The following is a 23,433-nucleotide window of genomic DNA, read 5'->3' as shown; positions in this document are numbered from 1 at the left end:
GAATACTGCAAGTCTTTTTTATTATTCAAAAAATCACTTTTAGTCTCTTGTAAAAGGTATTTTTTTGTCTGCACTTATGATCATGTCAAATCCAGTTTTTGCTTCGTTAAACTGAAAAGTAACACCCGCTTCTTTAGACTCGAAAGTGTCTTTACCAATCGGTGTCAATGAAAACTTAGGATAGTTTGTAATCTCTGCAAAAAGCACGCTGTTTTTCTCTGTAAATTCTATTTTCAAAGGAGCTGCTTTGGTAGAAAATTTGCCAAGATAAGCGTCTAAAATGATATCTTTTTCGATTACACCTTTACCTGCTGTCCATGTGTTATTGCTTTCATTGTTATCTGGAAATACATGATCTGGATCAATAACTACGCTTTCTATTTCTTCAGTAGTGTTAACTTTAAATGACCAGTCAATATTACGTTGCCATATTTCCACAGGCAATTTTACACGAGTCACTTTCCCGCTTTTTGTTTTAACATCCAATACAATTGGCATGACCATTTTATCAAAATTTTCAATAGTAATAACTGCTCCTTTGGCAGGGTCATTTTTTACATATTTGACACTGTTTACTCCCTGATCCAAACGCCAGTTGTTTACAAACCAACCTCTCCAGAACCAGCTTAAATCTTCTCCGCTCACATTTTCCATCGTTCTAAAAAAGTCGTCTGGAGCCGGGTGTTTAAAAGCCCAACGCTCTACATACGTTCTAAAAGCCAAATCAAAACGTTCTGGGCCCAAAACTTGTTCTCTTAAAACAATAAGACCTGAACTTGGTTTGAAATAACACAAAAGTCCTATGTTTCTTTCTTTCATATTATCCGGCGAACTCATGATGGTTTCAGTCTTTGGGTCTGTAAAATATTCAGCATTCTGATGAAGATCCGTAACCTTGCTTTTATATTCTCCATTATTAAAATCAACAGAACTCAATGAGTTAATAAAAGTATTAAATCCTTCATCCATCCAACCGAATAAACGTTCGTTAGAACCCACAATCATAGGAAACCAACCGTGACCAAACTCATGATCGGTCACCCCCCACAAATCTTCTCCTTTGGATTCCCATCCGCAAAAAACAATTCCGGGATATTCCATTCCACCTTCATTTCCAGCCACATTGGTTGCAACAGGATAAGGATATTCAAACCATCTTTTGGAATAATTTTCAATCGAAGTTTTGGTATATTCTGTAGCTCGTCCCCATGCTTCTTTACCCGCACTTTCTATCGGATAAGCCGATAATGCCAAAGATTTTTTTCCACTTGGCAAATTAATTCTTGCTCCATCCAATATAAATGCCGGTGAAGATGCCCATGAGAGATCACGTGCATTCTTGATTTTAAAATGCCAAGTTTTATCAGATCCTGATGCTTTTGATGCATTGGCTGCCACTTCTTCAGCGGTGCGAATCATTACCGTTTTTTCACTTTGTTTGGCTTCGGCAATACGTTTTTGTTCTGTAGCTGTGTATACAGCTGTTGGATTTAACAGTTCTCCTGAACAAACCACAACATGGTTTGAAGGCACAGTAATATTCACATCAAAATCGCCATACTCTAAATAAAACTCAGAAGCTCCCAAATATGGATTAGTATTCCAACCTCTTAAATCATCATACACACACATGCGTGGATACCACTGTGCAATAGTAAAAATTTTACCATTTTTAGTATCTAAAACTCCCATTCTGTCCGATCCTTCTTTTGGCGAAATAAAAGAGAAATCAATTTTGATTTTCACAACTCCCCCTTTTGATTTTAAATCGTCCGAAAGAAAAACTTGCATTCTGGTGTCAGTAATAGAGTATTTAGCTTCACTTTCAACCGATTTTCCTTTTGAAGTACTTACTACTTTTACGGATTTGATTTTATGACCTCCGTCAAAAATTTCTCCACGGGCACCATTACGGCTACCATTTAATGGAATAACAGCATTTCCTCTGGAATCGGATTTGAATAAATTTTGATCCAAATTCATCCAGACAAACGACATTTTATCGGGACTATTGTTGGTATACGTAATAATGGCAGAACCGACTATTTCGTTATTTTTTTCATTCAATTTTGCCATCAATTGATAATCGGCTCTGTTTTGCCAATACTCATAACCTGGTTGACCTCCTGCAGAACGAGTAGTAGATCCATTATTCATATAAAAAAATGGAGCAAAGGCATCATGATAATCATACTTTGAAATTGGTTTAGCAGTTGAGTCAATTGGGGCTTCTTGTGCCCAAGATATTGTAACTACTATTAATAAAGCCAGTTGCAGCATGGCTTTGAAACGGATATTTTTCATATATTTAATGTTTTACCTAGCAAATTAATGGAAAAAAAATCAAATTTTCACTTAAAATTGAGAATTTAATCAGTTATTTTTAATATAATCTGCTCTATTTCTATTTAAAACTGAAAATTATAAAATATCTTTACATTATAATATTAATTAAAAAAAACGGATTTAAATTTTGATCACAACTATTACAAACTCGATTTTAACCGCACAAATAAAACATACAGGAGCCGAATTGTTTTCCTTAAAGGACAATTCGAATAAAGAATACATTTGGGAAGGAAATCCTGCATTTTGGGGAAAGCACTCCCCTATTCTTTTTCCAATTGTGGGGACTATAAAAAATAATACCTATCAATATGATAATTCCGACTATCATTTATCCCGTCATGGATTTGCTCGTGAAATGGATTTTGAATTGATTGACAAACAAGAGAGCAGTGCCACTTTTTTGTTGAAGGCGACTGAAGAAACTTTAAAAAAATATCCGTTTCAGTTTGAATTGCATTTGATTTATACCTTGGAAAATAAATCATTGAAAATAGAATACAAAGTATTCAACAATGGAGAATTAACAATGCCTTTTTCTATTGGAGCGCATCCCGCATTTGCTTTGCCGGGAAATTTTGAAAATTACAGTTTAGCTTTTGAAAAAGAAGAATCTTTAGACTATTATTTATTGGATGAAGGTCTGATTTCGAATACCACCAATAATCTTCCACTAGACAAAAACGAATTGCATTTGAATTATAAATTATTTGAAAATGACGCCTTAGTTTTCAAAAAAATAACTTCAAAATCGATAACCATTTTAGAAAAATCAAAACCGATATTGAAAGTGTGTTACCCTAATTTTCCTGATTTAGGAATTTGGACTCCCTCAAATGCTCCTTTCATCTGTATTGAACCTTGGTATGGCTATTCTGACACTATCGAAAAATTTGGTGATATTTTAAAAAAAGAGGGAATACAGCTTTTAGATGCAAATGCAGTTTTCCAATCTGCTTTTAGCATAGTAATTATATAAGAAATTTAAAAAACTATAAAACTTAGATAAAAGTAAAAAAACGAAATTCGTAAACAAAAATCCATGCGTAATTTCATTTTTTTACCACTTATAATTATCTTATTACTAAGCTGTTCCAGCAACAAAATAACTCCTTTTTTCGTTTTTGATTCTTCTAATAAAAAAGCATTGTATATCAACTCCTACGACAATACATTAAAATTATGGGATGTGCCATTTGAAGAAACAGATGTAATGACCAATTATGGGATGGCACACATTATCATGAGTGGTCCAAAAACTGGAGAGCCTTTGGTCTTATTTCCTGGTACAGATGCCAGCTCGACAATGTGGTATCCTAACATAAAAGAACTAAGTAAAGAATATAGAGTTTATGCCATTGACTATCCTTTGGAAGCAGGAAAATCGGTTTCAAATTGTATAAAATTAAGCAATAAACATGCCGCATTATTTTACAATGAAATTTTCAAACACTTTCAAATGGAAAATATTAATCTATTAGGAGTATCAAGAGGTGGATGGATGGTAACTTATTTAGCCTTACAGCCCAACAACGGCATTAAAAAAATAATTTTATTAAGTCCTGCACAAACTTTTGGAGGAGTTGCAAACTTAGGAAAAGTCCTTTACGGGATAAATCTAAAGCTATTTCCAAGTGAAAAAAGCACCAATAAATTTTTCGACGTCTTTTCCTATTGTCCTGACAACATCAACAGTGTTTTTAAAAATCAACTTTATCTTGCTTACAAATACGGCAATAGCAGACCCAGATTACTAAACATGTTGCCCTTTTCCGAAAAGGAGTTAAAAACACTCACAATTCCTGTGCTGGTTTTGATTGGCGATCATGATATTGTAAATAATGAAAAAATATTTGTAAAAGTGCATAAATTTGTTCCAAATGCAGAAACCGCTGTTATCAAAAACGCAGGACATTTTATGTCTATTGATCAACCCGTAATTATAAATAAAAAAATTGTCGAATTTTTAAATAAAAACGAATAATGTTACACATCAACTTTAACCCTTTTCCTAATCTTAAAACAGAACGTTTATCATTAAGACAAGTCAATACCAATCATGCCGATGCTATTCTGGCTTTGCGTTCGAATGATGAAGTTATGAAATACATTCCGAGACCTTATCTTAAAAACAAAGAAGAGGCCTTAGAACTTATTGCTATGTTTGACGACAAAATAGAAAATGGCATTGGTATCAATTGGGGAATATACTTTCATGACCAACCCGGAAAACTTTTGGGTATTATTGGGTATTACCGAATGAAAGCCGAACACTATAGAGCTGAAGTGGGTTATATGCTATTTCCGGAATACAATGGAAAAGGAATTATATCGGAAGCTTTACAAAAGGTTGTAGAATATGGCTTTAAAGAAATGCAACTGCATTCTATAGAAGCTATTTTGGATCCTGAAAATAAGGGTTCAGAAAAGGTTTTATTGAAAAATGGTTTTGTAAAAGAGGCACATTTGATTGAAAATGAATTCTACGAAGGTCGTTTTCTGGACTCTATGATCTATTCTATTTTGAATAAATAAAGATTAATGTATTTATCCAACTATACTTAGTTAAACGAAGTCTAATAAATATAGTAAACTCAAAAAAAACAAATTCATTGATAATTTATTAACTTATTTTTTTAAAAAACCAGTATAAAAAAATCCATTACTATAATAATATGAAAAACTTAATTTTTGTCATTTTAATAATGCTTTCTATACAGATTCAAAGCCAAACTTATATTAAAACAAATATCGTTTCTGCATTTATTTTAGTCCCAAATTTTGGAATTGAAACAAGTATAGGTAAAAAATCAACTTTCCAATTTGATGTAGTTGCCTCATTTTGGAAATCAGTCAATGGAGTACCAAAAGAATTTTACACTTTTACATCTGAATATCGCTATCATTTTAAAGAAAAATACAGTGGCTTTTATGCTGGGGCTAATACTGGGATGACTATCTATAATTTTCAAAAATGGAATTATTTAAATACTGATAAATATGAAAAGGGCTTTGGCTATTTTTTTGGAGCTACAATTGGATATGAAAAAAAAATAAGCAATCACTTTATGCTTGATTTTTTTGTAGGCGGGGGCTGGCATCAAGGTTTTTATAAAGGCTATTATATCAGTTCAGGCGACAGATATGAAAAAGCTGTACATCTTAACAAAAGCGGAGAATGGCTGCCTTACAGAGGTGGTATAATGTTATCATATAAATTATAACAACTATTTGTTTTTTAAACTTTTAAATAACTCTTCCACTTCTTTTCTTGCCCAATCGGTCTTACGCAAAAAAGTAAGACTCGATTTTATACTTGGATTATCATTGAAACATTTAATTTTAATGAGTTCACCCAAAGTATCAAACCCATAATATTCAACTAATGTTTCCACTATTTTTTGAAGTGTAATGCCGTGAAGCGGGTCTTTTGATTGTTGCTTTTCCATTTTGCAAATTTATGGTATTTTCCTAAAAACAATTGGTCTTTCATTAATTTGTTCCTAAATTTGCCCAACTATGCAAAAAATTGTTAACATACTCAATAAAAGAGCTCGATTTGATTACGAAATAATTGAAACCTTTACGGCGGGAATCGTTTTGGCTGGAACCGAAATTAAATCCATTCGATTGGGAAAGGCAAATATTACTGAAAGTTTTTGTGAATTTAGCGGTAACGAACTTTTTGCCATCAATACTTATATTGAAGAATATACTTTTGGAAATCAATTCAACCACAAAGCGAGAAGCGAACGCAAATTACTTTTGAATAAGAGAGAATTGAAAGGTTTGTTGCGAAGTGTTCAAGCCAAAGGGCTAACTATTGTCCCCCTAAAATTATTTACCAACGAAAAAGGATTGGCCAAACTACAAATTGGACTTTGTAAAGGTAAAAAGACCTATGATAAAAGGGAATCGTTGAAAGAACAGGATACCAAACGGGATTTGGATAGAATAAAAAAGGCTTTTTAACACTTTTGATACAAAATTTAATCTTATAATTTAGGGTTTAATCAAATTATAATTACTTTTACTACATTAAAACAAAAACAAAATATTATGAAAAAACTATTTATTGCACTTGTATGTGTATGTCTTACAAGTTGTGGAAGTAACACTTCTATAGTATCAAGTTGGAGAGATCCAAATGCAACTCTTGCTACTGAAAATTTCAAGAAAGTGTTAGTTGTAGCACTGGTAAAAGATGAAAGTACTAGAAGATCTACCGAAAACAGAATCGCATCTATTAATCCTGCGATTTTAAATGCATCTTATAATTATTTGAATCAACAAAATCTTGACCTTACACAAGAACAAAAATTAAGTATTCTTCAAACTGAAGGTTTTGACGGTGTAATTACAATGCGTTTTATAAGAGCCGATACTCAAACTCAATATGTTCCTGGAACAGCCGGTTATTATGGTGGAATGGGGTATCCTGGTATGGGATATGGATATGCTGGTGGTTACGGAATGGGTTATGGTGCTGGTTTTGGTGGTTGGTATGGTGCTTATGCTCCAGCTTATTATTCACCTGGATATTACCAAGAAAACACCTATTACTATGTTGAAACCAATATTTTTGATTTGAAAAACAACAAATTGGTATGGAGTGCAACAACAAAATCTCTAGATGTATCTGACACTGATACTACTGTTGACGAAATCATGCAAGCTTGTGTAAATGAAATGAGAAAAGACGGCTATATGGCTCCAAAGTCTAAATAAAAGTTCAAACTCAAAATATAAAAAAAGGCAAAACTAAAATTATAGTTTTGCCTTTTTTTTAATATATAAAAATTAAATCTATCTCCCAAAAAATCTACTAAAGAAGCCTCTGCTTTCTGTTTCTTCAATTTCTACTGGAACTACTTCTTGAGGAGCTCTTTGCAATTGTTGCTCTTTTTCATTTTCGACCATTAGTTTTGTAATTAAATCAACATAACTAAGTCCTTGTTCTTCTAAAAAGCCTATCAAATATTTTTCGCTCGCCCCAATTCCGCTAACTTGTTCAATCTGCAAAAGTTTTTTATACAAAGGTTCAATGTGCTTTGTAATTACATCCTGCGGAACAGCTTTTCTTCTGGCGATATAATTTACGATATTCCCATTTTCATCTCTTGAATATTCAAAATTGGTAATTACCCAGTAATATCTACCCGATTTGGCTAAGTTCTTTACAATTCCATGAAATTGATTTCCTTTTTGAATGTTTTCCCAAAGCACCTTGAATACAATCTTTGGCATATCAGGATGTCTGATAATATTATGAGGCTGAGCCATTAGCTCGTAATCTTCATAACCACAAACGTCTACAAAAACTTCATTTGCATATTCGATAGTACCATACAAATCCGTTTTACTCATAATGGTTTGCGTTTTATCCCAAGACACCTCTTTATCTATTGGGATTGGCCTTTTGGTAACTTCCTTTTCTTCGCTCATACCTTTTTTTAAAATTATTAAAGAATTCAGTGTATTTCAAGTGTTTTACTAACTAAAGCTTGACAAAACAAATATAAAACGTCTTATTTGCTAAAAATATGATATAAATCAGTTTTGCAAATATTAACGAAATCGATATAGATTGTGAAAAAAAATCCTGAAATAAATCCTCTGGTTTATAGTTGTATTTTTTTTTAACTTACTATGAATCTGACTGATATAAAAAAAAAAAAAAGAAACCATTCGAAAAATGAATGGTTTCTAAAAAAATGTAAAATGTAAAAAAATTATTTAAAACCTATAATTTGTTCCTCAGCAGCAATTACTTCTTCTACAAATTTCTTATATTCTAAATAATCCTTTGGAGCTATATTATCCCACGGAATGGTTACATCTCTTTTTATCTTCAAAGAATTATTTTTTATAAGTTCAAAATTTAAAGTATAACTCTGACTCTTAAATAAAAAAGTCTTACTCTCCGGTATTTCTGAAAACTTTTTATCTTCAGGGATATTTAAAATAACTTCTGATTCATATCTATTATTGGCCTCATAATCAAAATAGTTGATGTCAAATTTTCGGTTTTCTGTTGAAATAATATCTCTGGTATAAACTTTATCAATAAATGGTATATCGGTGATTTTGAGTCCACCTACTTTTTGCAAATTCTCATTTATAGAAAATGTAGTTTCATAAATAAGTCCTTTATCAAATATTTCGTTTGACAGAAGTTTAACCGATTGCAAACTAATCACTTTTTGCAATTGTTTGTTGTATCCTTTTTCAATTTCTTTTTCTCTTACATCGGCAGTGGTGGCGTCTGAAAATAATTCATTATAATACGATTTGGTAGCTCCCTCAATAGTATGTGTATTGACAAATATTTTTGATTTATCGTCTAACGTAACAACAGAAGTGGTTTTCAAAATATTTTGAATTGCATCATCAAAAGGGATGTTTATTAATTTGTTTGCTTCATTTTCTTTTTTATCGAATGAAATGACTAATGCATTTGCCTTATACAAAGAAGTCGGAAGCATGCGGTATGGCAAATACTTATCCGTAAGTTCTAAAAAAACGAGCTTATTGTCTATTCTCGTTTGCACGATGCAATGGTTAAAATCTAATGAAGGCAATCGCATTGAATTAAAACCATTATCATTTGTTGAAACTAGCACTAAATTAGATTTTAAACCTGCATATTCTGATAAAGCAACAAATAAGGTTGATACATCTTTACAATCACCCAATTTTGTTGATATTGTTTTGGATGGTTTTTGGGGCACATAACCACTTTGTCTAAAATCTAACGAACTATAAGTTATGTTTTGTTCTATATAAGTATAAATCTTTTTTGCTTTTTCTTCATCGCTTAGCCCAGCAACACCTTTTGGAAAAATAGAATTAAAGGTATCTTTAGTAATTTTATCTAATTTTAAATTTTTCTTTACCAAATCTGAATACCAGTTTGCAATATCGGCCCAAGATTTTATGGTTCCAACCTCAATTGCATTGGTCAAATCGCCTGGTGTTGGAGCATAATCTTCTTTTAACGCCAAAGCTGGGATGGTACTTCTTTTCCAAATACTGCAATTCTTACCATTTATTTTTCGCGTTTCCGGAACAACATTTCCGTTACTAAAACTGGTTACGTATTGACAATCAACTGGACTTACCAGCCCAAAAATAGCTTCAGTCGATGGATAATCACTATCAAAATAACAAGATAGGTTAAAATCCTTATAGAAACGCCCAGTTCCATTTTCAATGCGTTCATATTCCATATAGATAACATCACCAACTTTTAAATTAGCAAACACTAATACATCATCTCCCACTTCGGCTGGAACAATTGTACCATCGATTTTTATGATTTCAGATTTTAAAATTGTATTTCTATCTAAATTTATAGAATATTCTTTCATTTTTTCAATACCGCTCTCAGATGTAATTTCGTATATATACGAAATCCTTGATTTTCTTCCGCCTTCTGGAAAAACGTTTACCAAATATTCATCCAATAAAAGTACTACTCCATAATCGCCTTTTAATTTTGAATTTCTTCTTGATTTAATTAATTTGTATATATCCTTTGTTGCAATTTCATCAATTTCATCCGGTGTTTTCGAAATGTCATACAATTGCTTTCTCAGTTTTCCATTTCCAGAATTATAAGTTAATGATTGACGAATGTATTTTTCTGCTTCTTTATTGTTCTTCATTAAATTATAAATAGCTGCCTTTTTTTCCATATTTGTAAAGGAATAAGGAAAATTACTTAAATTCTCATCAACCACTGCTAATGCCTGCTCGTATTGATTTTCATTTGCCAAAATTCTAATATAATCATCTCTAAAAACATTTATATAGGCATACTCTTTAATTCTTCTTTTGACGATTTTTTCGACTGCAGCTTTGTCATTCAATTCGTTATAATAATTAATCAATAAATTATCGACTTCATTTATTATTTTATCTTTGGAGATATCTTCCAAAAGCGAAATGGTTTTTGCTTTATCATTTTTAAGTTTAAAATACAAATTAGCAGAAGCTATTTTAAACTTCTCATTTCCAAAAGTATCTTTATCAATATCATCCAATAATTTAAACATTTCTGCAACATCTTCTTTTTTAGAAGCGATCATAAAGTCAAACATTAACTCACAGAAACGTTGTTTGTATTTTTTAGAACGATCTCTATACACTTCCAAGTCAGCAATAGAAGAATTTTCAAGCCATTTGCCATCTAATATTTTTGAAAAAGTAGCATAATAATAATTAATATCATTTTTCTCTATATTTTTTATAATCTCCTGCTTCTTTTGCTCCTCGTCTCCTACTAAATCATAATACCTTAAAAAATAACTTGCTATAAAAGAACTGTTTGGATATTTATTATCCAGCCCTTCGATAGCTTCATAGGCATTAATCGTTTTATTGTTTGATTCATAAGCTGTAAACTGAAATAATTTGCACAATAAATTGTCGGGATATTTTTTTACCAAATCATCAAAATACTGCTCATAATCCAATTTCAAAATTTCTGCTTGAATACTTTCCGTTTTTGAAACGGTATAGGGTTGAAATGTTTTATAGTATTTCAAATCAATTGGGAAAGTAGCATCAAGATTTTTAACCTGTGCCGAGAAATAATCACTACCACCAGATGTTGATAATTTAAAAAGCAATCTGTTGATTCCTTTTTCTAAATCAATTTTTAAAGTATAGGCATCAAGATTGGTCTTTTTTATATCCTGGTTATAATAGATTTCTTTATCGTTCAAAAATATTTTCAATCCTTGGCTCGCACCAAAATTCAATAAAAAACTTTTCTTTTCTGGCGAATCTATGAAGGTTTGAGCATATATAATACCGTTACCATATTCGCTTTCATTGATAAAAAACTGATACGCATCATCTTCTACATTTTTTGGATTATACCAGCCAATTCTTCCATTACTGTTGGCATCAAATAATTTATCATTTTTGGCATAAAGTTCAGGCTCATATTCTATGTCTAAACCGCTTCCATTTAAGTTTTCAAAGACACCGCAAAATTGCCAATCATTTATTGTTTCCATTGCTGCAAATGATTTTTTGGCTTCTTCAAATTGCATTCTTTTGCGCTCAAATACTGCTTTTCTGTATTTAATAATTGGCAAATCTTTAAACTTTGGTGACGAAGACAGATAGTCAATTTTTTTATAGGTAAAATCATTGCAAGCATCGGTAGAAATATCACTTAGTACAATATCCCTATTGATAAATGGGGCAATATAATATTGAGAATTCGGGAGTTTTTCTAAGTTTTTAATCAGTGTTTCGTCAAAACTTAGTTTTCCAGATTCCTCATCTATAAATGCATCCAAAAATAACAAGTCGATATTTGTGGTTTTGCTTTTACCAAATTGTTTATCAAATAGAATTCTGGCTTCTTCCCGCTTGTTATTAATCAATAAATTCAGGACATTCGTATAATCTACTTGAGAATAAATAAAATTTGTAAACAACAATAAAAACAAAATAGTAGTTTTTTTCATAAATTTTGGTTGGTTTAATAGTAAATTAATGGTTGGCTAATAAATGATATTTTAATTTTTATCTTCTAATAAAGGAACAAATCGAAACTCCCCAAATTCATGTTTTTCAAATTGAGTTTCGTTTTTACGAATCAATAATGTCATAATCTGAATATCTTCTCCAAGAGGAATTACAAGCCTTCCGCCTATTTTGAGTTGTGCCATAAGAGGTTGCGGAATTACAGGCGCACCGGCAGTAACAATGATACTGTCAAAGGGTGCGTGTTGGGGTAGCCCTTTATAACCGTCCCCAAAAGAAAGGTGCTTAGGTCGAATTCCAAGTTTTGGTAATAAAGCAGATGTTTGCTTGAACAATTCATTTTGCCTTTCGATACTAAACACTTGTGCGCCTACCAAACACAAAACTGCCGTCTGATAACCCGAACCTGTACCAATTTCTAAAACTTTGTGCCCTTTTTTTATTTCCAACAACTGAGTTTGAAAAGCAACCGTATAAGGCTGGGAAATAGTTTGACCCGCTGCAATAGGAAAAGCCTTATCCTGATAAGCGTAATCTTCAAAGCTGGAATTTAAAAATAAGTGACGCGGAATCTTTTTTATGGCTTCCAAAACGTTCTTGTCGGTAATTCCTTTTTGTTGTAAGACACTTACTAACTGATTACGAAGTCCTTGATGCTTGGAGGTATCTTTCAAAATTTTGGGTTTTATATAAAGCAAAAATAGAAAACTAATTCAATAAATACAGGTGATTATTATTTTTTAAATTAACATAATAATTGTTGCTAATGCCTAATTATTTAATCATTTAATTACTATTTTTGTAGAAATTTCATTATTATGCTGAAAATTGGAGTATTAGGTGCTGGGCATCTAGGTAAAATACATTTGCGTTTATTACAACAATCTGAAAAGTATGAATTAGTTGGTTTTTATGATCCCAATCAAGAAAACGCCGAAAAAATAAGTAAAGAATTTGGTTATAAACATTTCAGTACCATTGCAACATTAATTCATGCGGTTGATGTTATTGATATTGTCACCCCAACGCTTTCCCATTATAAATGTGCCAAAGTGGCCATTAAATCAGGCAAACATGTTTTTATCGAAAAACCCATTTCAAATACGGTTGAAGAAGCCGAAGAAATCATTGCATTAGCCAAAGAATATAATGTAAAAGGTCAGGTTGGTCATGTTGAAAGGTTTAACCCTGCTTTCATTGCGACCAAAAACATGATCGAAAATCCCATGTTTATTGAAACCCATCGATTGGCAGAATTCAATCCACGCGGAACCGATGTGCCTGTTGTTTTGGATTTAATGATACATGATATTGATGCTATCTTGAGTGTTGTCAAATCAAAAGTTAAGAACATCAATGCCAGCGGAGTTTCAGTAATAAGTGACACTCCCGATATTGCCAATGCTAGAATTGAATTCGAAAATGGTTGTGTGGCCAATTTGACTGCCAGCAGAATTTCGATGAAAAACATGCGTAAATCAAGATTTTTCCAGAAAGACGCATACATCTCTGTGGATTTTCTTGAAAAAAGATGCGAAGTGGTAAAAATGAAAGATGCTCCAGAAGTGCCCGGTGATTTTGATATGATTTTGCAAAATGCCGAAGGAGTAAAAAAACAAATCTATTTCTCTAATCCAGATGTAGAACAAAACAATGCCATACTTGACGAACTGGAATCATTTGCTGATGCAATCAACAACGACACAACTCCTGTCGTAACATTAGAGCAAGCAACGGATGCTTTGAGAGTAGCGTATCAAATTATAGATTGTTTCAAGAAATAAAAATTCAATACATCCAATTAAAGTTTAAGGTTTAAAGTCAATTTTTTGTCTTTAAATTTTAAACTTTTTTAACTTATAAATAAATAATAAAAATGAAAATTATTGCTGTAATAGGAGCAGGAACGATGGGCAACGGAATTGCCCACACCTTTGCACAAAGTGGTTTTACCGTAAAATTAATTGATGTTTCCGAAAAATCATTGGATAAAGGAATGGCAACAATAGCTGCCAATCTAGACCGAATGGTTTCCAAAGGAACTATAACCGAAGAGGACAAAGCCAAAACAATCACTAATATAATAACCTACACTGACATAAAAGATGGTGTTGTTGGCGTTGATTTGGTAGTCGAAGCCGCCACTGAAAATGTAGAATTAAAACTCAATATTTTCAAACAATTAAATGAAGCCTGTTCCCATAACACTATTTTGGCAACTAATACTTCTTCAATTTCGATTACTCAAATTGGAGCAGTTGTAGCACACCCTGAACGTGTAATTGGCATGCACTTTATGAATCCGGTTCCGATTATGAAACTGGTCGAAATCATTCGCGGATACAACACTAGTGACGAAGTGACAAACATTATAATGAAATTATCAGAAAAACTGGGTAAAACTCCTGTTGAAGTAAACGATTATCCTGGTTTTGTGGCCAATAGAATTTTGATGCCAATGATTAATGAAGCAATCGAAACATTATACAATAAAGTGGCAGGTGTTTATGAAATTGACACTGTTATGAAACTCGGAATGGGACATCCAATGGGACCTTTACAACTAGCCGATTTTATTGGTCTAGACGTTTGTCTTGCGATATTAAATGTAATGTACGACGGTTTCAAAAACCCAAAATATGCTCCTTGCCCATTATTGGTAAACATGGTAAGAGCTGGAAAATTGGGAGTGAAATCAGGAGAAGGTTTTTATGATTATAGTGAAAGCAAAAAAGCAGAAAAGATTTCGAAACAGTTTGTTTAATCTTTAAATTTAATCAACAAATGTCCATTCAACAAAATATTCTCCATATAAAATCTACTCTTCCAGAACATGTGACTTTGGTAGCGGTTTCCAAAACCAAACCCATTCCCGATTTGATGGAAGCCTATACTGCAGGCCAACGCATTTTTGGCGAAAATAAAATCCAGGAAATGGTCGATAAATGGGAACAAATGCCCAAAGATATCGAATGGCATATGATTGGACATGTACAAACCAATAAGGTTAAATTTATGGCTCCTTTCGTGAGTTTGATTCATGGTGTGGACAGTTTGAAATTATTAGAAGAAATCAATAAACAAGCCTCAAAAAACAATCGGGTTATTGATTGCTTACTCCAAATATACATTGCAGAAGAAGAATCAAAATTCGGACTGGATGAAGAAGAACTAACAGCACTACTAACCTCTCCTACATTCAAAGACATGAAAAACATTCGAATTGTAGGCTTAATGGGTATGGCGACTTTTACGGATAATCAAAAACAAATTCAGAAAGAATTCACGCATTTGAAATCGATTTTTGACAGATTACAACCATTGCAAACTGCAAACTGCAAACTGCAAACTGTTTCCATGGGTATGTCTGGTGATTACCAATTGGCAATTGCATGCGGTAGTACCATGGTTCGGATTGGAAGTAGTATCTTTGGGGGACGATAATTGGATTTTTGATCTCAGCTTTAAAACTGATTACTAAAAACTGTAAACTGAACACTGAATTTTGTACGCAATACTCGATATAGAAACCACTGGAGGACAATTCAACGAAGAAGGAATTACGGAGATTGCTATCTATAAATTTGATGGGCATGAAATCGTTGATCAATTCATCAGTTTAATCAATCCCGAAATTCCCATTCAACCGTTTGTGGTCAAACTTACAGGAATCAATAATGAAATGCTTCGCAGCGCTCCAAAGTTTTTTGAAGTAGCCAAACGCATTATCGAAATGACAAACGACTGTGTACTTGTAGCACACAATGCCTCTTTTGATTACCGAATTCTCCGCACCGAATTTCGGCGATTGGGCTATGATTTCAATATAAAAACCCTTTGTACCGTCGAATTATCACAACGCTTATTACCGGAACAACCTTCGCATAGCCTTGGAAAATTGGTGCGCGCACTTGGAATTCCAATGGCTGACAGACACAGAGCCAGCGGTGATGCTATGGCCACAGTCAAGCTGTTTAAGATGCTTTTGGACAAAGATTTGGAGAAAACCATCACAAAAGAGCTCATTAAATTTGAAGTCATCAAAGGCGTATCTCCAAAATTATTGGACATAATTGAAAGCCTTCCTTCCAAAATAGGTATCTATTACATCCATCGGGAAGATGGCAAAATTATATACATAGGCCAAAGCAAAAATATAAAGAAAAGAGTCAATCAACATTTTACTGGAATAACCAGCAGTGCCAAAAAAATTCAAACCGAAGTTTTCACCGTAACTTATGAAGAAACCGGAAGCGAATTGATTTCCATATTAAAAGAATCTGAAGAAATAAAGAAAAACCGTCCCATTTACAATCGAATGGCACGCAAAAATACAATGTCTTGGGCCATTTATGCCGAAAAGGACCAACACGGATATTTGAATTTAAAGCTGCAAAAAGCCGATGGGCGCAAAAAAGAAGTAACCGCTTTTCCTAACCAACAGGAAGGTAAAGGAGCTCTACATCGAATTACGGCAAATTATCAACTATGTTCCAAACTAACCGGCCTTTCTGATGCAAAAACAGCCTGTTCTGAAAATGAAAACAATGATTGCGATGGCGCTTGCATTCAGAAAATAACTTCCGCCGAATACAATGCCAGAGTTCAGATATTCATTGACAAAAACCTTTTCGACAACAAAAATATGATCATCATAGACAAAGGCCGAAAAACGGGAGAACATAGTGCAATCTTGATTGAAAATGGAATTTACAAAGGATATGCATTTTATGATTTGAATTATCAAATCAACAATCCCGAAATTCTAAAAAACATACTTGTCCCTATGCCAGACAATAGAAACATCAGGGCGTATATCCAAAACTATTTGAGAAAAAACAGAGTACTGAAAATTATTAATTTTTAAAAACTAATAATTGAAAAAAGTCAAATCAAAATATAATCTTTTAAGACAAAAAACTCAAATTATAATCTACGGCACCAACACAAAAGCGGGTAGGTTATTCGATTTGATACTTTTAGGACTTATTCTTTTAAGCGTATTTGTAGTCATGATGGAAACCGTTCAGGGCTTCGATGCAAAATACCACAGCGAAATTGTTTTAACAGAATGGATAATTACCGTTTTCTTCACACTTGAATACTTATTACGTATATTTTCTATCAACAAACCCATAAAATACATTTTCAGTTTCTATGGTATCATAGATCTTATCGCAACATTACCAATGTATTTGTCGCTTTTTTTCCCAGGAACAAGAATATTATCTGTCATTCGAGCCTTGCGGTTGTTACGGCTATTCAAAATACTCAACCATCCAAAATTTACGAGCCAATCCATACACATGAAAGAAGCTCTTACGGCCAGCAGAGGAAAAATCACAGTATTTATCTATTTTGTGCTCATTAGCACCATTATTATTGGTTCGATAATGTACATAGTAGAAAGCAAGGAAAGTGGCTTTACAAGTATTCCTATGAGTATTTATTGGACCATTGTAACCTTAACCACAGTCGGCTATGGAGATATTTCCCCTCAAACTCCTCTCGGTCAATTTTTAGCGGCATTAGTAATGATATTAGGATACGGAATCATTGCCGTTCCTACTGGAATTGTAACGGCCGAATTTGCAAAAAGAAATACAAATCAGGACATAAAGGCAGACACTATCAAAACTACATGTGCAGCATGTGGTACGCTCACACAAAACGAAAACGCAAAATATTGTTATCATTGCGGTAACAATTTAAATAATAATCAGTAGCCAATCCAGCTGTACACTGCAACTCCTCATTATTCCAGTAGTTTTTCTAAGGCACAAAAGGAGCTTCTTCCAGTCGCTCTTTTTTACCAAGAAAAACAAACTAGAATAACTCTGGGCTTTCCGTTTCCATCTGGGCTAAAAAAGAACATGAAGTACTTAATCACCATAGTCGGACCAACAGCCATCGGGAAAACAGCCCTGAGTATCGGCTTGGCCAACCATTATACTTGCGAAATCGTTTCCTGCGATAGTCGACAGTTTTTCAAGGAAATGACCATCGGAACAGCTGTTCCCAGTCCACACGAATTGGCTGCGGCAACGCATCATTTTATACAAAACAAATCCATTTTTGATAATTATACTGTTGGCGATTTTGAGAAAGAAGCGCTGACCAAAATCGAGGAATTATTTCAAACTAATGATTATCTGGTTCTCGTCGGAGGATCTGGATTGTATGTAGATGCCATTTTAAAAGGCTTCGACGAGTTTCCTTCCATCGATCCTTCGACTCGGGAAAAAGTAAATTTAAATTACGAAAAACTAGGAATAGAATACCTTCAACAGCAATTAGAAACATTAGATCCCGACTATTTCCAGAGAATAACTTCCGAAAATCCGCAAACCCTGCAAAACCCTCAACGTATGATGCGCTTTGTAGAAGTTTGCCTTGGAAGCGGGAAACCGTATTCCTCTTTTTTGAATCAAAAGAAAAACAACCGTAATTTTACACCAATTCTAATTGGTCTAGAAGCCGATAGAACTGTAATTTACGAAAGAATAAACCAACGAGTTGACAGTATGCTCAATGAAGGACTTTTGGCGGAAGCCGAAAAACTATATCCAAACAAAAAACTGAATGCATTGCAAACTGTAGGCTATAGAGAATTATTCAGCTATTTTGATGGTGAATTTACTTTGCCATTTGCCATTGAAGAAATCAAAAAAAACACCCGCCGGTTTTCAAAACGCCAACTTACCTGGTTCAAGCGAAATGAAAACACCAAATGGTTCGATTATTTAACGGATACAACGAAAATTATTAATTACATAAATGATCAAATTCATAATTCATAATTCATAATTTATTTATATGCCAATAAGTCCAAATTTCACTTCTGTTTTAAGCAAAGATTGGGAAATCAATTTTACGCAATGTACTCCAAATGGCTACTTAAAATACACCGATTTATGCAATCTTTTGCAATTAACTGCAGCTGCCCATTCTGAAGTTGGAGGAATCAGTTTTACCGATATGCAGGAATTCAATCAGGCTTGGGTTTTGAGTAGAATGCGCGTAGAAATCACGGAGCTTCCTAAATGGAGAGATGTGGTAACAGTAAAGACGTGGATCAATTCCTTAGAAAATTCACGTTCGGTAAGAGCACTTGAAATGTATGTCAACGGGAGAAAAATAGTAGGATCGGAAACCTTTTGGGCAGTTTTCAATACCAAAGCCCGCAGACCGGAACCTTTGGCACTTCCTTATCAGCATTTTGAATTGTATCCTGAAAATAAAGCAACCCAAATGGGATTTTCAAAAATAAATTTAACTCACGAAAAAGAAATGGTTTTCGAAAGAACAGTTTTTTTATCTGATTTAGATATTGTAAATCATGCCAATAATGTAAAATACCTCGAATGGTGTTTGGATTTAGTGGATGAAAAAAAAATAATATCCCAACAGCTAAAAAGTTTTGAAATGAACTTTTTAAAAGAACTCTCCCTAAAAGACAAAGTTGTAATACACGAATGTATAAATGTCGATGAAACTGTTTTCAGCATTACCAAAGAGGATAAAACATGCTTTGCCTTACAACTCAATTGGAAATAAAAAAGGCTTCGAATTTAATCGAAGCCTTTTTGTATTTTATTATTTAGCTTTAACAACTAATCTAAATCCTTCACCGTGAATGTTTAAAATTTCGACATCTTCATCTAATTTTAAATATTTTCTTAGTTTAGCAATATAAACATCCATACTTCTGGAAGTAAAATAATTATCATCTCTCCATATTTTTGTCAAGGCCAACTCTCTTGGCATTAAATCATTTTCATGAAGAATCAGCATTTTAAGCAATTCATTCTCTTTTGGAGATAATTTAATAGGTTCCTCGTTGCTAAAAGTCAAGAAACGAAGTTTTGAATTAAGGTGGAATTTACCAACATTAAACTCAAATTGTACCGCTTCTGGTTTTGCATCAGATGCTTTTCTTTGAATAATAGCCTTAATTTTCATCAAAAGCACTTCTGAATCAAAAGGTTTGTTTAAATAATCATCTGCACCTGCTTTATATCCTTTTAAAACATCCTCTTTCATAGATTTTGCGGTAAGGAAAATAATAGGCACTTCATTATTTTTTTCTCTTATTTCTTTGGCCAAAGTATAACCGTCTTTATAGGGCATCATTACATCAAGAATACATAAATCATAAGTATCCTTTTTGAATTTTTCAAAACCTTCCATACCATTTTTTGCCAAAACAACATCAAAATCATTAAGCATTAAATAGTCTTTTAGTACAGCACCAAAATTAAGGTCGTCTTCAACTAACAGAATTTTTTTATTCGCGTTTTCCATATTTTAATTTATTAATGGTAATTTTATTATGAAGGTACTTCCTTTCCCTTTTTCACTTTCAACATATACTTGACCGTTATGGTCATCTACAATTCTCTTTACATAAGCAAGACCCAATCCGTGTCCTTTCACATTATGTATATCACCGGTATGCTCCCTGTAAAATTTTTCAAAAATTCTTTTTTGAGCAATCTTACTCATACCTACTCCATTATCTTTAATTTTTATAAGAACCATGTCCTTAATATTCTCTGTATAAATATCAATTTTAGGAACTCCCGGAGTATATTTTATTGCATTCTCCAAGATATTGACTACTACATTGGTAAAGTGAACATCATTTAGTAAAACAGTTTTCCTTATGGCTCCGAAATGAGTATCTATACTTCCCTCCCTATCTTCTAAAATCAAACTTACATGTTCGATAGCATCATTTATGACTTCTTCAATATCACTAGACTCTTTTATTATATTTAATTCTTTCTTTTCTAATTTAGAAATCCTTAATACATTTTCAACTTGAGCATGCATTCGTTTATTCTCATCCCGTATCATTTCGAGATATTTAAAAACTTTCTCTTTATCATCAATAATCTTCGGATTCCGAATAGCATCCAAAGCTAAATTTATTGTTGCAATAGGTGTTTTAAACTCATGCGTCATATTATTTATGAAATCCGTTTTAATTTCGGATATCTGTCTCTGACGTATTAACTGGTTTAATGCACTTGTATAAGCTATAATAATAATTAGTGTAAATATGATTGATAATATTGTAATACTCACTAATTCTGACAGTAAAAACTTCTTTTTATGAGGAAAAGTAACCAGCAATTTGTATTTTTCATTTCCTTCGTTATCAGTAAAAATAGGTATTGAATAGGTAGCATCCTTATCGTATTTAAAATCATCCGATTTTATTTTTGTCGCTATCCCATTACTGTAAATTCCAAATTCGAATTTAGTCTTAACACCATATTCTTCTAATTCTTTCTTAATGAGGTCTCTTAATACTTCTTTTGAAATTCTTTCTTCAAGAGGCATTGCAGAGGCAATGTCTTTAAAAAATATTTCAAACTGGGCATTATCCAATACATCCAAATTACCCGATTTTTCAATCTTGATGTCCGGAATTAAACTTTGCTGTAACCCCGAATTATCAAGTTTATTGTTATTGTAAACTTCGGTAACTCTTTTGGAGTTAAAATTTTTAAAATTCTCAGTATCAAATTTTTTATCGAATAAACCTGCCGAAATTTTAAAATCCTCTGAAATTATACTATTCGAATAAATAATAGTTTTGTTAGTCTTTGGATTCTTCTGAACATAATAAAACTCCAATAAATCATCTCTTTTTGGAATTTTACCGGTACTGTCTTTATAATGATTGTATTTATCATAAAAACTATATGCTTCTCTGCTTTGCAACTTATCAGCCACATTACCGATAACTTGTTTTACGTGAAATTTAAATTGCTCATCATTATTTTTAAATGAATTATTAAACCAATACACTTGAACAAGAATTATCCCAATCAAAGATAAACTCATTAACAAGACTAGTACTCTAAAAAATAACTTATTCATTTAAGCAAAATTAGTATTTTAACAATATATTAAATAATGCATTAACCAAAGATTAACATTTAAGACTTGATTTGATTAATTCCTAAAAATTTAAGAATTTTAACAATCTCTAACTTTACGCCCTCTAAACTGGTATTTTCTAATATAAAATCGCTTTTTGATGATTTTTGCTCATCATTCCATTGATTTTTCACTCTTTCCAATACTTTCTCTCTTGTGGTTTTATCTCTTTCTATTACACGTTGAATCCTAATTTCAAGGGGAGCAACAACATTAATTATCAAATCATATTCGTTATAACTGCCACTTTCAAATAGTATAGCACTTTCATAGATAACGTACGGAGCGTTTTTATTGTCTGCAAGCCAATTTTTAAAATGCTTTTTTACAGCAGGATGAACAATTTCATTCAGTTGTTTTAATTTATCAGTATCATTAAACACAATTTCAGATAACTTGTCTCGCAATAAAACTCCGTTTATAAAAACTGAATCCCCAAATTTATTGTGAATTTGCTTTAAAATTAAATCAGACTGCATTAAATTTCTGGCTTCCAAATCGGCAATATAAACAGGTATTCCATACTCTGAAAATAATTTGGCCACTGTAGTTTTACCACTGCCAATTCCACCTGTCAAACCAATTATTTTTGTCATGTTAAATTTAAAAAAACAACTCTGGAAAAGCTTCTTTTGGATTTTGTTTTAAAAGAATAACTTTAACGTAAGACTGTAAAAATCCAATTCCATATCCATAAAACTGTTTCCAGACCGCTACGATTGACAAATAACCTATTTTAACACTCTTATTCTGTATGGAAGAAAGCAAAAATAATGCCAGAAAGTAACCAAAATACAATTTAAGAGGAATATCTTGATTAAAAATCAACAATATTAAAGATACAAAAAATCCTGTTATAAAAACCGTTGGGAAGAAAAAAGTTAATTTATTATGCTCTGGATACCAACTATTGAGTATTGGTCTAGCTTTTCCAAATTTATTGACCTGAATTGAAAATTTATCCCAATCAATTCTTCTTTTATGGTAAACAAATGCTTTTGAAAACAGTCTGGTTTCAAATCCCAAATTCCACAATCGTATAGATAAATCTGGATCTTCACCTGGATGTATATTCCCAAAGCCTTTAGATGTTTCAAATGCTTTTCGAGACAATCCCATATTGAAACTTCGGGGTTGAAACTTTCCAATTTTTTCGGATCCGCCTCTTATTCCTCCAGTCGTAAGAAAAGAAGTCATTGCAAAATTAATCGCTTTCTGTATATCCGAAAAACTATCCAATGCTTTATCAGGACCACCAAAACAATCTACATAATTTTCATTTAATGCTTTCTGTACTTCGCTTAAATAATTACTTGGAATGATACAATCTGAGTCGAATATAATATAGTAATCACCTCGTGCCTTATTCATACCATAATTTCTGGAAGCACCAGGCCCAGAATTTTCTTTATAGTAATAAGAAATATCAAGTTTGTCGCCATATTTTTGAGCAACTTCCTGACAACGAATTGTGGATCCATCTTCAACAAGAACAATTTCAAAAATCTCATCATAAGTAGTTTTTGACAAACTTTCCAGCAGTTCATCAACTTCATCTGGGCGATTATAAACGGGGATGATCAACGAAAACAACATAATATTACAGCGGTATTAAATATTTTTTATTTTAAA

The 23,433-nt window shown here is 32.5% G+C and carries 22 protein-coding genes; 13 read left to right on the top strand and 9 right to left on the bottom strand.

Going from position 1 to position 23,433, the window contains the following annotated elements; all coding sequences use genetic code 11:
* Positions 1-39: 39 nt before the first annotated feature.
* Positions 40-2,304: a M1 family metallopeptidase gene (locus OLM57_RS11915; RefSeq protein WP_264563916.1), complete on the bottom strand. Its 2,265-nt coding sequence runs from the start codon at positions 2,302-2,304 to the stop codon at positions 40-42.
* 169 nt (positions 2,305-2,473) lie between these two features.
* On the opposite strand from OLM57_RS11915, the gene OLM57_RS11910 reads away from it, so the two are divergent.
* The 4 genes from OLM57_RS11910 to OLM57_RS11895 all read left to right on the top strand — a co-directional run bounded on the left by OLM57_RS11910 (position 2,474) and on the right by OLM57_RS11895 (position 5,570).
* Entirely contained in the window at positions 2,474-3,325 is an 852-nt protein-coding gene (locus OLM57_RS11910) for an aldose 1-epimerase family protein (protein WP_264563915.1), read from the top strand.
* Between the two features lie 63 nt (positions 3,326-3,388).
* Positions 3,389-4,330 (top strand): alpha/beta fold hydrolase, encoded by a 942-nt coding sequence (locus OLM57_RS11905; RefSeq protein ID WP_264563914.1) that lies wholly within the window; start codon positions 3,389-3,391, stop codon positions 4,328-4,330.
* Positions 4,330-4,881 (top strand): GNAT family N-acetyltransferase, encoded by a 552-nt coding sequence (locus OLM57_RS11900; protein ID WP_264563913.1) that lies wholly within the window; start codon positions 4,330-4,332, stop codon positions 4,879-4,881. The genes OLM57_RS11905 and OLM57_RS11900 overlap by 1 nt, the downstream gene beginning before the upstream one ends.
* A gap of 140 nt (positions 4,882-5,021) precedes the next feature.
* Positions 5,022-5,570 (top strand): DUF3575 domain-containing protein, encoded by a 549-nt coding sequence (locus OLM57_RS11895; RefSeq protein WP_264563912.1) that lies wholly within the window; start codon positions 5,022-5,024, stop codon positions 5,568-5,570.
* Between the two features lie 3 nt (positions 5,571-5,573).
* On the opposite strand, the gene OLM57_RS11890 is transcribed toward OLM57_RS11895, so the two are convergent.
* Complete coding sequence (locus OLM57_RS11890) at positions 5,574-5,795, bottom strand: VF530 family protein (RefSeq protein ID WP_264563911.1); 222 nt, start codon at positions 5,793-5,795, stop codon at positions 5,574-5,576.
* A gap of 70 nt (positions 5,796-5,865) precedes the next feature.
* Between OLM57_RS11890 and smpB the strand changes: the two genes are divergently transcribed.
* Positions 5,866-6,318, top strand: a complete 453-nt coding sequence (smpB, locus tag OLM57_RS11885; protein WP_264563910.1) for an SsrA-binding protein SmpB — start codon at positions 5,866-5,868, stop codon at positions 6,316-6,318.
* 87 nt (positions 6,319-6,405) lie between these two features.
* A complete protein-coding gene (locus OLM57_RS11880; protein ID WP_264563909.1) occupies positions 6,406-7,074 on the top strand; it encodes a hypothetical protein in 669 nt (222 codons plus the stop codon).
* 78 nt (positions 7,075-7,152) lie between these two features.
* On the opposite strand, the gene OLM57_RS11875 is transcribed toward OLM57_RS11880, so the two are convergent.
* The 3 genes from OLM57_RS11875 to OLM57_RS11865 form a co-directional block, all read right to left on the bottom strand.
* Positions 7,153-7,791 carry a PAS domain-containing protein gene (locus OLM57_RS11875; protein WP_264563908.1) on the bottom strand — a complete coding sequence of 213 codons (639 nt, stop codon included), beginning with the start codon at positions 7,789-7,791 and terminating at the stop codon, positions 7,153-7,155.
* Positions 7,792-8,078: 287 nt separating this feature from the next.
* Entirely contained in the window at positions 8,079-11,831 is a 3,753-nt protein-coding gene (locus tag OLM57_RS11870; protein WP_264563907.1) for a transglutaminase domain-containing protein, read from the bottom strand.
* A 51-nt stretch (positions 11,832-11,882) separates the two neighbouring features.
* The gene (locus tag OLM57_RS11865; protein WP_264563906.1) at positions 11,883-12,524 is read right to left on the bottom strand and encodes a protein-L-isoaspartate(D-aspartate) O-methyltransferase; all 642 of its coding nucleotides are present in this window, start codon (positions 12,522-12,524) and stop codon (positions 11,883-11,885) included.
* 144 nt (positions 12,525-12,668) lie between these two features.
* Between OLM57_RS11865 and OLM57_RS11860 the strand changes: the two genes are divergently transcribed.
* The 7 genes from OLM57_RS11860 (at position 12,669) to OLM57_RS11830 (ending at position 19,407) form a co-directional block, all read left to right on the top strand.
* Positions 12,669-13,634, top strand: a complete 966-nt coding sequence (locus OLM57_RS11860; RefSeq protein ID WP_264563905.1) for a Gfo/Idh/MocA family protein — start codon at positions 12,669-12,671, stop codon at positions 13,632-13,634.
* A gap of 92 nt (positions 13,635-13,726) precedes the next feature.
* On the top strand, positions 13,727-14,614 hold the full coding sequence (locus tag OLM57_RS11855; RefSeq protein WP_264563904.1) for a 3-hydroxyacyl-CoA dehydrogenase family protein: 888 nt from the start codon (positions 13,727-13,729) through the stop codon (positions 14,612-14,614).
* A gap of 20 nt (positions 14,615-14,634) precedes the next feature.
* Positions 14,635-15,294, top strand: coding sequence for a YggS family pyridoxal phosphate-dependent enzyme (locus OLM57_RS11850; RefSeq protein WP_264563903.1), 660 nt, complete (start codon positions 14,635-14,637; stop codon positions 15,292-15,294).
* Positions 15,295-15,355: 61 nt separating this feature from the next.
* Positions 15,356-16,717 carry an exonuclease domain-containing protein gene (locus tag OLM57_RS11845; RefSeq protein ID WP_264563902.1) on the top strand — a complete coding sequence of 454 codons (1,362 nt, stop codon included), beginning with the start codon at positions 15,356-15,358 and terminating at the stop codon, positions 16,715-16,717.
* Positions 16,718-16,727: 10 nt separating this feature from the next.
* Positions 16,728-17,576, top strand: a complete 849-nt coding sequence (locus tag OLM57_RS11840; protein ID WP_264563901.1) for an ion transporter — start codon at positions 16,728-16,730, stop codon at positions 17,574-17,576.
* A 147-nt stretch (positions 17,577-17,723) separates the two neighbouring features.
* The gene (gene miaA, locus OLM57_RS11835; RefSeq protein WP_264563900.1) at positions 17,724-18,650 is read left to right on the top strand and encodes a tRNA (adenosine(37)-N6)-dimethylallyltransferase MiaA; all 927 of its coding nucleotides are present in this window, start codon (positions 17,724-17,726) and stop codon (positions 18,648-18,650) included.
* Between the two features lie 16 nt (positions 18,651-18,666).
* Positions 18,667-19,407 (top strand): acyl-[acyl-carrier-protein] thioesterase, encoded by a 741-nt coding sequence (locus OLM57_RS11830; RefSeq protein ID WP_264563899.1) that lies wholly within the window; start codon positions 18,667-18,669, stop codon positions 19,405-19,407.
* Between the two features lie 39 nt (positions 19,408-19,446).
* Here the strand turns inward: OLM57_RS11830 and OLM57_RS11825 are convergent, their stop codons facing one another.
* Genes OLM57_RS11825 through OLM57_RS11810 form a run of 4 tightly spaced genes read right to left on the bottom strand, consistent with a single transcriptional unit; the run spans position 19,447 to position 23,397 of the window.
* A complete protein-coding gene (locus OLM57_RS11825) occupies positions 19,447-20,154 on the bottom strand; it encodes a response regulator transcription factor (protein WP_264563898.1) in 708 nt (235 codons plus the stop codon).
* A gap of 3 nt (positions 20,155-20,157) precedes the next feature.
* A complete protein-coding gene (locus OLM57_RS11820; protein ID WP_264563897.1) occupies positions 20,158-21,741 on the bottom strand; it encodes a sensor histidine kinase in 1,584 nt (527 codons plus the stop codon).
* A 59-nt stretch (positions 21,742-21,800) separates the two neighbouring features.
* Positions 21,801-22,397, bottom strand: coding sequence for a dephospho-CoA kinase (gene coaE, locus OLM57_RS11815; protein ID WP_264563896.1), 597 nt, complete (start codon positions 22,395-22,397; stop codon positions 21,801-21,803).
* 7 nt (positions 22,398-22,404) lie between these two features.
* Complete coding sequence (locus OLM57_RS11810) at positions 22,405-23,397, bottom strand: glycosyltransferase (protein ID WP_264563895.1); 993 nt, start codon at positions 23,395-23,397, stop codon at positions 22,405-22,407.
* Between the last annotated feature and the right edge of the window lie 36 nt (positions 23,398-23,433).

Source organism: Flavobacterium sp. N3904, from assembly GCF_025947305.1.
Lineage (GTDB): Bacteria > Bacteroidota > Bacteroidia > Flavobacteriales > Flavobacteriaceae > Flavobacterium.
The sequence above is the reverse complement of the archived record's forward strand: the minus strand, read 5'-3'. Positions and strand labels throughout refer to the sequence as shown.